This is a genomic window from Arthrobacter sp. S2(2024), assembly GCF_036662515.1.
Lineage (GTDB): Bacteria > Actinomycetota > Actinomycetes > Actinomycetales > Micrococcaceae > Arthrobacter.
In genome coordinates this window covers 420,315-434,529 of sequence record NZ_JAYKZI010000001.1, presented here as the reverse complement: position 1 = coordinate 434,529, position 14,215 = coordinate 420,315, and the positions used below count along the sequence as shown (strand labels likewise).

General features: G+C 63.5%; 10 protein-coding genes. 9 read left to right on the top strand and 1 reads right to left on the bottom strand.

Annotated elements, in window-relative coordinates; genetic code table 11:
• Window positions 1-3: 3 nt before the first annotated feature.
• The 6 genes from dhaL to VLA65_RS01960 all read left to right on the top strand — a co-directional run bounded on the left by dhaL (window position 4) and on the right by VLA65_RS01960 (window position 6,219).
• Window positions 4-1,743, top strand: coding sequence for a dihydroxyacetone kinase subunit DhaL (dhaL, locus tag VLA65_RS01985; RefSeq protein ID WP_332601648.1), 1,740 nt, complete (start codon window positions 4-6; stop codon window positions 1,741-1,743).
• Window positions 1,740-2,222: a ribose-5-phosphate isomerase gene (locus VLA65_RS01980; RefSeq protein ID WP_332601647.1), complete on the top strand. Its 483-nt coding sequence runs from the start codon at window positions 1,740-1,742 to the stop codon at window positions 2,220-2,222. The genes dhaL and VLA65_RS01980 overlap by 4 nt, the downstream gene beginning before the upstream one ends.
• Before the next feature lies 1 nt (window position 2,223).
• Window positions 2,224-3,213, top strand: a complete 990-nt coding sequence (locus VLA65_RS01975) for a 3-hydroxyacyl-CoA dehydrogenase family protein (protein WP_332601646.1) — start codon at window positions 2,224-2,226, stop codon at window positions 3,211-3,213.
• 23 nt (window positions 3,214-3,236) lie between these two features.
• Window positions 3,237-4,004: an SDR family NAD(P)-dependent oxidoreductase gene (locus VLA65_RS01970; protein ID WP_284989717.1), complete on the top strand. Its 768-nt coding sequence runs from the start codon at window positions 3,237-3,239 to the stop codon at window positions 4,002-4,004.
• Window positions 4,005-4,085: 81 nt separating this feature from the next.
• Window positions 4,086-5,435 (top strand): MFS transporter, encoded by a 1,350-nt coding sequence (locus VLA65_RS01965; protein WP_059388113.1) that lies wholly within the window; start codon window positions 4,086-4,088, stop codon window positions 5,433-5,435.
• Window positions 5,386-6,219, top strand: a complete 834-nt coding sequence (locus VLA65_RS01960) for a triose-phosphate isomerase family protein (RefSeq protein ID WP_332601645.1) — start codon at window positions 5,386-5,388, stop codon at window positions 6,217-6,219. Before VLA65_RS01965 ends, VLA65_RS01960 begins: the two co-directional genes overlap by 50 nt.
• A 38-nt stretch (window positions 6,220-6,257) precedes the next feature.
• On the opposite strand, the gene VLA65_RS01955 is transcribed toward VLA65_RS01960, so the two are convergent.
• On the bottom strand, window positions 6,258-9,923 hold the full coding sequence (locus VLA65_RS01955; protein ID WP_332601644.1) for a TM0106 family RecB-like putative nuclease: 3,666 nt from the start codon (window positions 9,921-9,923) through the stop codon (window positions 6,258-6,260).
• 165 nt (window positions 9,924-10,088) lie between these two features.
• Between VLA65_RS01955 and chvE the strand changes: the two genes are divergently transcribed.
• The 3 genes from chvE (at window position 10,089) to mmsB (ending at window position 14,093) form a co-directional block, all read left to right on the top strand.
• Window positions 10,089-11,204, top strand: coding sequence for a multiple monosaccharide ABC transporter substrate-binding protein (gene chvE / locus VLA65_RS01950; protein ID WP_253257199.1), 1,116 nt, complete (start codon window positions 10,089-10,091; stop codon window positions 11,202-11,204).
• 112 nt (window positions 11,205-11,316) lie between these two features.
• Window positions 11,317-12,828: a multiple monosaccharide ABC transporter ATP-binding protein gene (gene mmsA, locus VLA65_RS01945; RefSeq protein ID WP_059388111.1), complete on the top strand. Its 1,512-nt coding sequence runs from the start codon at window positions 11,317-11,319 to the stop codon at window positions 12,826-12,828.
• Entirely contained in the window at window positions 12,828-14,093 is a 1,266-nt protein-coding gene (gene mmsB / locus VLA65_RS01940) for a multiple monosaccharide ABC transporter permease (protein WP_059388110.1), read from the top strand. Before mmsA ends, mmsB begins: the two co-directional genes overlap by 1 nt.
• Window positions 14,094-14,215 lie beyond the last annotated feature (122 nt).

Below are 14,215 nucleotides of genomic sequence, written 5' to 3'. Positions count from 1 at the left end.
GCCATGACAAGGATTTTCGACAACCCAGCAGACTTCGCGGACGATGCCCTGGACGGATTCGTCGCCGCCAACCGCGGCTATGTTGCCCGGGTGGACGGCGGAGTGGTCCGTTCCACCGAAGTCCCCGCCGGACAGGTCGCCCTCGTGGTGGGCGGCGGCTCGGGACACTACCCTGCTTTCGCCGGACTGGTCGGGCCAGGCTTGGCAACCGCCTCGGCATGCGGCAACATGTTCGCCTCCCCGGCGGCAGGCCAGGTCTACCGCGTAGCCAAAGCAGCCAACGCCGGAGGCGGAGTGCTGCTCAGCTACGGCAACTACGCCGGCGACGTGCTGCACTTCGGCCAGGCTCAGTTGCGCCTCAACGCCGAAGGCATCGAGACCCGCACCGTGACCGTTACCGACGACATCGCCAGCGCTCCGTTGGACCAGATCGAAAAACGGCGGGGAATCGCGGGCGACCTCACGGTCTTCAAGATCGCCGGCGCCGCGGCCGAAGCGGGACTGGACCTGGACGCCGTCGAGCGCTTGGCCATCAAAACGAACTACCGCACGCGTTCGCTCGGGGTGGCTTTCGACGGTTGTACACTCCCAGGCGCCTCGGATCCGCTGTTCCACGTTCCGGCCGGCCAAATGTCCCTTGGCCTGGGCATCCATGGCGAACCCGGCATTTCCGAGCACAAAATGCCCACCGCTTCCGAGCTCGCCGAACTGCTCGTCTCCAAGCTCCTCAACGACAAACCGGACGACGCCGGAAACCGCGTGGTGGCCATCGTCAACGGCCTCGGCACCGTCAAGTACGACGAGCTCTTCCTGCTCTTCGGCAAGATCGAAAAGCTCCTCGGCAAGGCAGGCCTCACGGTAGTCGAACCCGAGTGCGGCGAGCTCGTGACAAGCCTGGACATGTCCGGTCTTTCGCTCACGCTGCTGTGGCTGGACGAGGAGCTCGAACAGTATTGGGCAGCACCCGCGGACACTCCGGCGTTCCGCAAGGGCAACCTCGCGCCCCGCCCGCCCCGCAACTTGGCGAGCGTCACCGCGGTGGACGAGTCCGACGTCGAGCAGCCCACCGCGGCCGCTGCCGAACTCGGCCGGCAGGCCGTAGCCGTGCTCGCCCAGGTGCGGGACGTCGTCGTCGACCATGAAGAAGAGCTCGGCAAACTGGATGCGATTGCCGGCGACGGCGACCACGGCATCGGTATGCGACGCGGCGTTGAAGCGGCATTCAGCGCAGCAGAGGCGGCAAGCGGAACCTCTGTGGGTCGGGTCCTGACGGCGGCAGGTGAGGCCTGGAGCGAACGCGCCGGCGGTACCTCGGGCGCATTGTGGGGCTCGGCGATCATTGCGGCCGGACAGGCACTCGGCAACAAAGCGGGCTACTCGGGCGAGGATGCCGCGGCCGCCGTCACTGGTTTTGTGGACGCGATCACCGAGCTTGGCAAGGCCGAGCCCGGCGACAAGACCATGGTGGACGCGCTGCTGCCGTTCCGGGATGCGTTCCTCACAGAGTTCGACGCCGGAGCCCCGGTTGACCGGGCCCTGGCGGCCGCTGCTGCGGCGGCCGAGTCCGCGGCGGCTGAGACTGCGCGGTTGCGTCCGCTGAAGGGCAGAGCCCGTCCGCTCGCTGAGAAGAGCCTGGGCCACCCTGATCCTGGCGCGGTCTCCTTCGGGCTGATCACGGCAAGGATCTCACAACATATCGACGCGCAGCTGGCGTCCCCGGCAAGAAACGGAGTACAAGCATGAGCACATCAGAGGGCTGGCGGATCATCGTCGGCAATGACGAAGCGGGCGTCGAATACAAGCAGGCACTCATGGCGCTGCTTGAGGCCGATCCCCGGGTGGCGTCCGTCACCGACGTGGGCGTCGGCGCCAACGACTCCACTGCCTACGCGCACGTTGCCGTGGACGCAGCGCGCAAAGTTGCCGAGGGCGAGGCAGACCGCGCCCTGCTGATCTGCGGGACCGGTCTGGGCGTGGCCATCGCGGCCAACAAGGTTCCCGGAATCCGTGCCGTCACCGCGCACGACAGCTACTCCGTGGAACGCTCGGTCCTCAGCAACAATGCCCAGGTCCTGACCTTGGGACAGCGGGTGATTGGCTTGGAACTGGCCAAGAAACTGGTGGGCGAATGGCTGGGCCACGATTTCGACGAAACATCATCTTCCGCCGCCAAGGTGGACGCCATCTGCTCCTACGAGCCCGATTACACAAAGGCAGTGTGACATGACTGAATCAGCAAGCAGCGCCACAGGCGACGGAAGCGCGGCCCGGAAGATCGCCGTCGTCGGCTCCGGTTACATGGGCGGCGGGATCGCGCAGGTCCTGGCCCTCGGGGGAGCGCGCGTGGCGTTGGCGGATGTGTCCGCCGAAATCGCGCAGAAGAACTACGACCGCCTGCTCGTGGAGTCGGACGAATTCGTGGCCGCAGGCCTCTTTCCCGAAGGTTCCACGGCAATCCTGAAAGCCAATCTGTGGGCCGCGAAGGACATCGAAGAGGCCGTGGCGGACGCCGACTTCATCGAAGAAGCCGTCCCCGAGGTCCTCGACATCAAGCACCAGACCCTGGCCCGCATCAGCGCGGCCGCCCGTCGGGACGCGCTGATCGGCTCCAACACCTCCACCATTTCCATCGCCGATCTCGCCGAGGCCGTCGTTGGTCCTGAGCGATTCCTGGGAGTGCACTTCTCCAACCCGTCACCGTTCATCCCGGGCGTCGAGGTCATTCCCCACGCAGGCACAACGCCGGAGACCGTGGCTGCGGCCCGCGAACTGGTCCACGCGGCCGGCAAGCAAACCGCCGTCGTCAAGGACGTCACCGGTTTCGTGCTCAACCGGCTGCAATACGCGCTTTTCCACGAGGCCGCGCAGCTGGTGGAGCAGGGGATCGCAACAGCCGACGACGTCGACACCCTGGTCCGTACGACGTTCGGCTTCCGCTTGCCGTTCTTTGGCCCATTCGCGATCGCGGACATGGCCGGACTGGACGTCTACAACTTCTGCTACAAATCCCTGCAGACCGGATTCCCGGAACGCTTCGCGACCCCGAAGATCCTGAGCGACCTCGTGGAGGCGGGAAAGCTTGGCACCAAGACCGGCGCGGGCTTCCTCAGCGTCCCGGCGGAACGCACGCCCGAACTCATCGCTTACCGGAACAAGGCCTACGTGGCCATGCAGAAGCTCCTTGATGAGCTTGGCCCGGCACCGATCAACTAGCCCACATTCACAGGAGAATACCCATGAGCACCTTCCCCGCAGAACGCACCGCAATCGTCACCGGCGCAGTCTCCGAGCGCGGCATCGGCCGGGCCACCGTCAACTACCTCGCAGCACAGGGCTGGAACATCGGCATCATCGACCTCGACGACGCCCTCTGCAAGAGCACCGCCAAGGAAATCGCCGCCGAATATGGAGTCCAGGCCTACGGCGTCGGCGCCAACGTGGCTTCCGAAGCCGAGGTACGGTCGGCGATCGACACCCTCGAGGCCGAGTTGCCGCAGATCGTCGCACTGGCCAACGTTGCCGGCGTCAGCTCACCGGTTCCGTACCTGGAACTCGAGCCCGCTGAATGGGACCGCGTCCTGAACATCAACCTCAACGGCGTCCACTACGCCACCCGCCGCGTGGCCGAATCCATGGTCAGGAACCGGATCGGGCGCATCGTGAATATCTCCTCGGTTTCCGCCCAGCGAGGTGGCGGGACGTTCTCCAAGACCCCGTATTCGGTGGCCAAGGCCGGCGTCATCGGTTTGACCCGTGCGACGGCCCGCGAACTGGGGGAGTACGACATCACCGTCAACGCCATCTCTCCCGGCCCCATCGACACCGACATCATGGGCGGCACCCTCAGCGAGGAACGCAAGGACGAACTCACCAAGGACCTCGTGGTGAACCGCGTGGGCTCCACGCGGGACATCGCCGCCGCCATCGCCTTCCTCATCAGCGAAGACTCCGGCTACATCTCGGGCCAGACGCTGAATGTCGACGGCGGTTTGTACATGCACTAAAGCGCGGCTCCACCACCGTTGCCCAAACCCTGACTACTCAACACTGATTTCTCAACACTGATTACTCAACGAGGAGTTTCGATGTCCGCTGTAACAACGTCCACGAAGGAGATGCTGGATTCGCCGGTCCTGAAATCGGCGATCCGCAAGGCTGCCTTCCGGCTCATGCCGATGCTGGTCATCCTCTACGTGGTCTCCTTCCTCGACCGCACCAACGTCGGATTCGCCGAAGCTGCACTCGGCGCCGACAAAGGCGTCTCGGCCGGGGCGTTCGCGCTCGGTGCCGGCATTTTCTTCATCGGTTACGCGATCTTTGAAATCCCCAGCAACCTGCTGCTCAAGAAGGTCGGAGCCAAGGTCTGGCTCGCACGCATCGCGATCACCTGGGGTATCGTCTCTGCCTGCTTTGCGTTCGTACAGGGTGAGACGTCCTTCGTGATCCTGCGGTTCCTGCTCGGCGTGACGGAGGCGGGCCTGTTCCCCGGCGTCATCATGTACTTGGCCGAGTGGTTCCCGAACAAGGTGCGCGTGCAGATGTTCGCGATCTTCTACCTCGCCCAGCCGTTCTCCCAGATGATCGGCAACCCGCTCTCCGGCTGGCTCATCAACATCGGCGACCAGCTTCCGGGCGTCCGTGGCTGGCAGGTCATGTTCTTCACCGAGGGCATCCTGGCGGTACTCGCCGGCGTTGCGGCGTTCTTCTTCCTGATCAACGGGCCGGAGAAGGCCAAGTTCCTCAACGTCGACGAGAAGTTCGCGCTCAAGGAGATCATGACTCAGGAAGACACTGTCAAGGATGAAACCGGGCCGCGGGGCGTCTTCGCGGCGATGCGCAACGGCCGCGTCTGGTACTTCACCCTCATCTACTTCTGCCTGCAGATCGCCGTCTACGGCGTGACCTTCTTCCTCCCGCAGCAGGTGTCCTCGCTGACAGGCCAGAAGGTGGGCCTCGCCGTCGGGCTCCTGATCGCGGTGCCGTGGTTCTTTGGCATCTTCTCCTGCTACCTGATTGGCCGGGCCGCCAACACGGTGGCCAAGCGCCGCATGTTCGGCACCGTGCTGTTCGTTTCCACCGGTGTGTGCATCCTCGGTTCGGCATGGGCCGGCACCAACCACCAGCCGGTCCTCGGACTGATCTTCATCACCCTCGCCGTCTGCAGCTTCCTCGCCGTCGGGCCGGTGGTCTGGGCCTACCCCACGGCGTTCCTTGCGGGTTCGGCAGCCGCGGCGGGCATCGGCCTGATCAACTCGCTGGGCAACCTGGGCGGCTTCGTGGCCCCGATCCTTCGGACCGCGGTCAACAGCGCCACGGCGGACCCCACCGGATCCGCCGGGGTCTATGCGCTCGGCATCCTGCCCTTCCTGGCGGCCGCCATGATGTATGGCACCCGGGCGTTTAGGAACAAGGCCGACGATCTCCTGGACAAGTAGTCCGTTGTACATCGGGGTCAGCACCAAGATGTACATGGGGTACCGGCACAGCATGTCGTGGCTGGAGCAACTCCGAAGCGAAGTGGACGCCCGTCCGGCCCTCGTGGCCGGGCGGGTGGTCCCGTTTGTGATCCCGTCGTTCCCCATGTTGCCTGAGGCGGCCCGGATTCTGGACGGCTCTCCTGTCCACCTGGGTGCGCAGAACTGCGGCTGGGCCGAGGGTCCATGGACGGGGGAAGTGTCACCGTCGTTGCTGGTGGAGCTCGGTGTGCGGCTCGTGGAGATCGGACACGCTGAACGACGCCGGCACTTCGTCGAGGACGACGCCGTGGTCGCATTGAAGGTCCGGGCCGCCGTGGAGGCAGGGTTGACCCCGCTGCTGTGTGTCGGCGAGGAGGCCGTCGCCGATCCGGCGGTGTCGGCGTCGTTCGTGTTCCGGCAGATCTCTGCCGCCGTCCGGGACGACTGGGCGACCGCGGCCAGCCTGGTTATTGCGTACGAACCGGTGTGGGCCATCGGCGCTGCCGAGCCAGCCCGCGCAGCCTACGTGTCCGACGTCGTCGCCCACCTCCGGGACCTGCTGGCCGAACATGGCCTCGCCGGGCTACCGGTCATTTACGGTGGCTCCGCCAAACCGGGGCTCCTGCCCGAACTGCGGGGCGCGTCAGGCCTCTTCCTAGGCCGCTTCGCCCACGACGCCGCGAACTTCGGGGCGGTATTGGACGAGGCCCTTGAGTCGGATGAGGCGCTGGGCTTGCCCGAGGCCCTGGGATTGCCCAACTAACTCGCAGTAGTTGTCGTTTTCAGCCCTCAAAACGACAACTACTGCCAGTCAGTTGGGTCTCCACGCTGGCACAGGCCCACAAAGCCGCCCAGCTGCTCCAGCCCTTCCGGCCGGGTCGGCAGGTAGTTTGTCAGCTCCGGTGAGCGAACGACGACGGCGCGCCACTGACCGCGCGACACCGCCACATTGATCCGGTTGCGCGAGAGCAGGAACTCCATGCCGCGCGGCACCTCGGCGGCTGCGGACGCAGCCATGGACACAATCACCACGGGAGCTTCCTGCCCCTGGAACTTGTCCACGGTCCCCACCCGCACACCGCGAAGTCCGGCTGCCCTTAGTTCGTGCTGAATGAGCTGGACCTGGGCGTTGTAGGCAGCCACCACGAGGATGTCCTTTTCGGCCAGCGGCTGCTCCTCGGTTGATTCCCGGGGGTCCAGCCAAGCCAGCCCGAGGTGGGCCCTAACTTGCCGGACTACCTCCGCGGCTTCCTCGGGAGACTGGGTGGAGTTGCCGCCGTGCGGGACGTAGACGCATTCGACGCCGGCCCGAACGCCCGAGAGCCGCCGCTTGGAAGCAGCCGGTGCTGAATGCAGCCGACCATCGTAGGACAATTCCGAAACCGCGGCGCACAAATCCGGGTGCATGCGCCACGACGTCGCCAGGAAGTAGCCGAGCTTTGCGGGCAGCGTGTGCGCGCCGTGGGCCAGCCAGCCGAGAGCGGATTCATCGACGGGTTCCGGGTGCTTGCCCTGGGTGACCTGGGGAAGTTGCTGGGGGTCGCCAAGGAGCAGGAGCCGCTTCGTTGCCCGGCTCACGGCGAGGGTGTTGGCGAGCGAGAACTGACCGGCTTCGTCGATCACCAGCAAGTCCAGGGATCCCGGAGGAACGGTGCGGCCCGTCATGGTCCATGCCGTGCCGCCTACCAAGCAGCCTCCCCGCGATCCAAGCAGCCGCTCAATGTCGTCCTTGGCCTGCTGGTCCCAGGGAACGGGGTCGTCATGCTTCATTTCCTTGGCGATGAGCGAAGGATCCACCCCGGCCTTCACTGCGGCGTGCAGCATGTTCTCGACGACGGCATGGGACTGTGCAACAACCCCTACCTTCCAGCCCGCACGCACCAGGCGCTCGACAACATGCGAACCAACGTACGTCTTGCCCGTTCCCGGCGGGCCTTGGACAGCGAGATATGACTGGTCAAGATCCGACACGGCAGCGGTGATGGCATCCACATATGCATCGTCGCCAGGCCCGACGGCGGGCAGTTCCGCAAGCGTGGCCAGCCTCGGTGGGACGCGGCGCAACAGATCCAGCGCCGGATCCTTGGGCCACGACGGCAGACTGGAACGCACCCTGATGGCCAGTTCGCTCAAGGCCTTCCTCTGCCCGTCGGTGTTGACCGGAGCATCGGGCGTCAGGGCCATGGGAAGCTGGGAGTATTCCTCGCCACCCTTGGGCAGCCGCTCCGAAATGGTTACGGCATCCGAATCGCCGTCGTCGGGACCCGAAAGCAGGCCGCCGTCATCGAGGCCCTCGGGATCGCCGACCTCGGTCACCTCCGTGCCGGACATTCCCGACCTGCCCAGGGCGCTGACTGCCTTACCGTCGAAAGCCTCCGGCACGGGAGGCTCGTACATCCGGAAGTACTTCTTGCCGGGCGCGAAACCGGAGCCATCGGCTGCGTGGCCGAACAGCCTTACCTTCCGTGCCGGGTTGCTTCGGGGCGTCGGCTTGGCCCAGTCCTCCAGCACGTCGCCGCCCTCCACGATGAAGCAGTCCCTGGTGTCCTCCCATTCGGAGACTGGCCGGTCCAGGCGGTCGAAGTGTCCCCACCAGAATTGCTTGTCCTCACGCCGGTGAAAGCCGACTGCGGCCGCCACCAAGGCCACCGCCCTGTTGTCGTCGGAGCGGAGGGCATCGTCCGGCAAGTCGGCAAGGTACTCGAGGAGGGCTGTTTCCTCGGGCGCGGCCTGGTACTTGTCCGGCTCGGTCTCCGCGGGTAGCCCGGGTCCCGAGGTACCCGGAAAACCGGGTTCAATGGAGCGTTCGGCTGCCAGGCCCAGCAGCCAATTCCGCAGTTCCAGAGTGGAGAGGCAGTCATATTCGTTGTAGTCGGAGATGCCCGCCAGGATCGTTGCCGCTTCATCTTCGCGGTGTGCGTCCCTGGCCGTGCAGTAGTTGGCATAGGCAACCACGGAGGCCCCGGCGTCGGTCACGTCACCCGAGCGCAAATGTTCGCCCATGTACAGGGGCTCGAGTTTCTTGATGCTATAGGAGTCTTCGGAGATACGGATGCTGTGCCGCACGGTGTCGTAGAGGTCAACCAACACGCCTTCGCGGAGAAGGTTGTCCACGGCGGCCTCGCCCACGGTGTGGATGACCGACAGGTTCCGCAGCGCGGTTTTCTCGTAGGCGGCGTAGTGGTAGATCCGCATGTCCGGATACTTCATGCGGCGTTCTTCCACGTAGTCGAGGAAATCGATGAACGCCTGCCGTTCTTCAGCCCGGGAGTGTGCCCAGAACGGTTTGAACACGGGAGATCCGCCCGGCTCGGTCGGATTCTCGACCACCCCGAACAAGTACTCTAATCCCCAGCGGCCGGTTACCGGGTCTTGCCACAGGGGGTCTCCCTCGAAGTCGAAGAAGATGTCTCCTGCGTCGGGACGGGGGAGCCGGGCCAAGGAGTTCGACTCCAGCACGGAATAGCTGATGCTCTTGGCCGCGCCGGTCTTATCGGTGTAATTGACGGTTCCATCGGGCGTGGCCGTTCCGGTTTGCAGTCGGGCTTGTTCCTGTAGGCGCCGCGTGGCGGAATCGGCGGCGTCGGGCATCCCGGCGAGGGCGTCGATGGTGAAGATGCCGTTTTCCATGAGCTTCTTGCGCCGGGTGATTCTCATGCCCGCCACCATCAGCAGATCCCGGTGGAGGCGCACTTGTTCTTTGCAGTAGTCGCAACGACCGCATGCGGTGATTCCGGGCGCGCCCCATTGGATAGGCTCCAGCCGCGATCGGTGTGCGTACGTCAAGGCGAGGAAGCGGTCCCGGCGTTCCCGGAACACCGGGAGGACATCGGCGAGTCGGTGGTTGCTGTGCACGTAGTCGAAGCCGCCACGGCCGTCCGGATCAGCAGCGTCCCGCTGGATGGTGGCCCCAAGGACGAGGGTCAGATCCGGGGCCGGAGTGATTCCCGCCTTGAGTAGCTGCTCGCCGTAGGCCGCCAGTTGCAGGAGCGCCGTGACCTTGGCATGGCGGGCGAGCTTGGTGTCGTACACCGCATAGCTGCCGTCCGGCTGCTTGACGAGGAAATCGGACCGTCCGTGAAACTGACCGTCGAAGAACGCGGCCTGGAAGACCACGTCGGCGCCGGATCGCAACGCCTCGATGGATTCCGCATGCTTGGCTTGCAGGGTGGCGCGGTCCATCGCTTTGGCGGGAACGACGTCGAACACCCCCTTATGCGCGAGCGGATCCCAGGTGCCGAACTCGGCTACGAAACGGTCCAGAACCCTGTGCTCGTGAATGTCGCCCAGCGCGGCGGTCCGTTCCAGCATTTCGTCGACGTCGAAGGCCGGCTTCTGTGAGAGGCCCAGCTTTTCATCCAACGTGCGCAGCAATTGGTACTCGCAGGTGGAGGCCGTCACGAGGTCGCTCGCGGAAAACACCAAATCCTGCGCTTGCCCTGCATCTACCGATTCGAGAAAAAACACCGTGCCCCCAGACCGTTGAGCTGATGAAGCCAAGCTATCAGTGCGGTCCGACAGTAAGTGGTTGCCCAACAGGGCTTGTTAGCGCTAACATGTGACGCAGGTCAACCGGGGGTGATCTTCGGGGTTTTCTCGACAACGACGTCAACTGCAATCGAAGGACTGAAAGTGAAACTACGGAAGCTTATTGTCGGCGCTGTCGCCGTCAGTATGGCCCTCAGCGTTGCCGCCTGTGGTAGCCGCGGCGCTAGTGCCCAAAGCAGCGGAGGGGACAACAGCGGATCCTTGGTGGGCATTGCGATGCCGACAAAGACCTCCGAACGCTGGATCAAGGACGGTGATGCCATCAAGGCTTCGCTGGAAAAGCTGGGCTACAAGACGGACCTTGAGTACGGTGACGACAAGATTCCACAGCAGGTCCAGCAGATCAGCAACATGATCACCAAGGGCGCCAAGGTGCTGATCATCGCTGCGATCGACGGAACCGCGCTCAGCGACCAGCTGGACAACGCGGCCAAGGCCGGCATCAAGGTCATCGCGTACGATCGCCTGATCAACGGCAACAAGAACGTTGACTACTACACGACATTCGACAACAAGAAGGTCGGGGTCCAGCAGGCCACTTCGCTGCTGGCCGGGCTGGGGATCCTCGATAAGGACGGCAAGGAAACCGGGAAGAAGGGCCCATTCAATGTGGAGCTTTTCGCAGGCAGCCCTGACGACAACAACGCGACCTTTTTCTACAACGGCGCGATGGAGACATTGAAGAAGTACATCGACGATGGCACCCTTGTGGTCAAGAGCGGCCAGACGGGCTTTACGCAGATCGCCACGCTGCGTTGGGATCCCGCGACGGCCCAGAAGCGCATGCAGAACCTGATCGCCAGCACCTACTCGGGCGGCGCCAAGGTGCAGGGAATCCTCTCCCCTTATGACGGTCTCTCGATCGGGATCATCTCCGCGCTGACTGCTTCGGGCTATTCACCCTCGGCATTGCCGGTCATCACCGGTCAGGACGCGGAGGCTGCCTCCGTGAAGTCGATCATCGCCGGCCAGCAATACTCGACGATCTTCAAGGACACCCGCGACCTCGGAAAGCAGGCGGTCACCATGGCCGATGACCTGCTCAAGGGCAAGACTCCCGAGGCCAATGACACCAAGAGCTACGACAACAAGGCCAAGATCGTACCGACCTATCTGTTGCAGCCGGTCGTTGTCACGAAGACGAACTACCAGACCGTCCTTGTCGACAGTGGCTACTACAAAGATTCGGACCTGAAGTAGTCCAGCCCTGAACCGTGGTGGTGGCGGACCGTACCGCCACCACCACACTTCTGAGATCCACAGCGTGAAAACGCGAAAGCTAGGACTTGACGTGACGACGAATATTCTCGAGATGCGCGGCATCACCAAGACATTCCCAGGGGTCAAGGCCCTCCAGGATGTTTCCCTTGAGGTCCAGCGGGGCCACGTACACGCGATTTGCGGTGAAAACGGGGCCGGTAAATCAACGCTGATGAAGGTACTTTCCGGTGTCTACCCGGCCGGGACCTACGAAGGCGAAATCCATTTCGAAAACGAGCTTTGCGAATTCAAAGACATCAAAGGCTCCGAGGCCGCAGGCATCGTGATCATCCATCAGGAGCTCGCCCTGAGCCCCTACCTTTCCATCGCGGAGAACATCTTCCTCGGCAACGAACAAGCCAGGAACGGCTTCGTGGACTGGAACAAGACAAACCTCGAGGCCTCAAAGCTACTCGCGCGCGTGGGCCTCAACGACAACCCGATCACCAAGATCACGGATCTAGGCGTGGGCAAGCAGCAGCTGGTCGAAATCGCCAAAGCACTTTCCAAGCGGGTGAAGCTCCTCATCCTTGACGAGCCGACCGCGGCCCTGAACGACGAGGACTCGGCACACTTGCTGCGCCTGATCAAGCACTTGCAGGCCCAGGGCATCACCTCGATCATCATCAGCCACAAGCTCAACGAGATCAAAGCCATTGCGGATAAGGTGACCATTATCCGCGATGGCCGGACCATCGAGACTCTTGACATGCACAAGGATGACATCTCGGAGGAACGCATCATCAAGGGAATGGTGGGCCGGGACCTCGACCACCGTTATCCCGAACACGAGCCATCGATCGGGGAGGAAATCCTGCGGGTCGAGGACTGGACCGTGCACCACCCGGTGGACCAGAGCCGGCAGGTGGTCAAGAACGCGAGCTTCAACGTCCGCGCCGGCGAGATAGTCGGCATCGCCGGACTGATGGGCGCCGGACGCACCGAGCTCGCGATGAGTATCTTCGGCCACAGCTACGGGGCGAAGATCAGCGGCCACGTCTACAAAAACGGTCAAGAGATAAGAACCAACACCGTGGCCGCCGCGATTAATCACGGCATCGCGTATGCCACCGAGGACCGCAAGCACTATGGACTGAACCTGCTGGACAACGTCATGCGTAATGTCTCCGGCGCAGCCCTGGACAAGCTCTCTCGTTGGGGCTGGGTAGACAGCAACAAGGAGAACCTGGTCGCCGAAGGCTATCGACGCAGCATGAAAATCAAGGCAGCTACGGTCGCCGCGGTCACCGGAAAACTCTCCGGCGGCAACCAGCAAAAGGTCGTCCTGTCGAAATGGATGTTCGCCAACCCAGACGTCCTGATCCTGGACGAGCCCACCCGAGGAATCGACGTCGGCGCCAAATACGAGATTTATACGATCATCAACCAGCTGGCAGACGAGGGTAAGGGCATCGTTGTCATCTCCTCCGAGCTGCCCGAACTGCTGGGCATCTGCGACCGGATCTACACCCTCTCGGAGGGCCGGATCACCGCTAACATTCCACGGGAAAAGGCCACTGCCGAGTACCTGATGCAATACATGACCCTAGAAAAGGAAGCCTGATGTTTGCGCTTCGCTCCGCATTGCACTACCTGGCCGGCCAGTTGCGCCAAGTCGGCCTGTTCATCGCCCTGATTGTGATCATCCTGTTCTTCCAGGTCAGCACCAACGGCATCACGCTGGCTCCGATCAACGTCTCGAACCTGATCGTGCAGAACAGCTACATTCTCATTCTCGCCATTGGCATGGTGATGGTCATCATCGCCGGACACATCGACCTCTCCGTCGGGTCCGTGGTCGCCTTCGTCGGAGCAATGTCAGGTGTCATGATTACCCAATGGGGCGTGCCTTGGTGGCTCGCCATCATCCTTTGCCTAGCGATCGGCGCCCTCGTTGGCATGTGGCAGGGCTTCTGGATCGCCTACTTCGGCATACCGGCCTTCATCGTCACCCTGGCCGGTATGCTCACTTTCCGCGGGCTGACCCAGATCGCCTTGCAGAACCAGCAGATTTCCCCTTTCCCGGACGAGTTTCGATCCTTGGGCAGCGGCTTCCTCCCTGACCTAGGGGGCGGCACCTCCGCCCTTGAGCCACTCACAATGATCATCGGCATCGTCGCCACCATTGCTCTGGTTGTGCAGGACCTGCGCCAACGGGCGGCGCGCCGCAAGCACAACCTCGAGGACGAGCCGTTCGCCTGGTTTGTGTGCAAGATGGTCTTCACCGCGTTACTGATCCTGCTCATCACCTATCTGCTCGCAGGCTACCGCGGAACTCCGATCGTGCTCATCGTGCTCGGCCTGCTCACCGTCGCCTATTCAGCCGTGATGGCCAACTCGGTCTGGGGACGCCATATCTACGCTATCGGCGGCAACCGGTTCGCCGCAGAACTCTCCGGCGTGAAGGTCAAACGGGTCACGTTCACCCTGTTCGTGAACATGGGTGTTCTGGCGGCCTTGGCCGGCCTCGTCTTTACCGCGCAGCTGAACCTGGCCAACCCCAAGGCCGGGGACGGCTTCGAACTTGATGCGATCGCCGCGGTCTTCATCGGAGGCGCTGCCGTCACCGGCGGAATTGGAACGGTAATGGGCGCCCTCATCGGCGGCTTGATCATCGGCATCCTCAACAACGGCATGTCCATTCTTGGCGTCGGAACCGAATACCAGCAGCTGATCAAGGGCCTGGTACTTTTGGCCGCCGTCGCTTTCGATGTCTTCAACAAGCGACGCGCGGGAGGGTCGAACGGGAGCGGCCGCCAACGGAGGAAGACTACCCCCCGAAGTGCCCCCAGCGAGGCAAAGACCAGGACACCGGTCGCAAGCGCCTAAGCGAGATGGGCAAAAGCGCAGGTCCCGGCCCAACAGCCGGGGGCCTGCGCTTTTCAGCGCTACGCTGGGGCCAACACGGCAGTCCACGTCCCACTCGCAAAGCCCACCCGTTCCCCCACCTC

What these genes read in the sequence shown, in the direction of transcription:
- dhaL (WP_332601648.1), top strand. Translation starts at nt 4, where the DNA reads ATGACAAGGATTTTCGACAACCCAGCAGACTTCGCGGACGATGCCCTG.
- VLA65_RS01980 (WP_332601647.1), top strand. Translation starts at nt 1,740, where the DNA reads ATGAGCACATCAGAGGGCTGGCGGATCATCGTCGGCAATGACGAAGCG.
- VLA65_RS01975 (WP_332601646.1), top strand. Translation starts at nt 2,224, where the DNA reads ATGACTGAATCAGCAAGCAGCGCCACAGGCGACGGAAGCGCGGCCCGG.
- VLA65_RS01970 (WP_284989717.1), top strand. Translation starts at nt 3,237, where the DNA reads ATGAGCACCTTCCCCGCAGAACGCACCGCAATCGTCACCGGCGCAGTC.
- VLA65_RS01965 (WP_059388113.1), top strand. Translation starts at nt 4,086, where the DNA reads ATGTCCGCTGTAACAACGTCCACGAAGGAGATGCTGGATTCGCCGGTC.
- VLA65_RS01960 (WP_332601645.1), top strand. Translation starts at nt 5,386, where the DNA reads ATGGCACCCGGGCGTTTAGGAACAAGGCCGACGATCTCCTGGACAAGT.
- mmsA (WP_059388111.1), top strand. Translation starts at nt 11,317, where the DNA reads ATGCGCGGCATCACCAAGACATTCCCAGGGGTCAAGGCCCTCCAGGAT.
- mmsB (WP_059388110.1), top strand. Translation starts at nt 12,828, where the DNA reads ATGTTTGCGCTTCGCTCCGCATTGCACTACCTGGCCGGCCAGTTGCGC.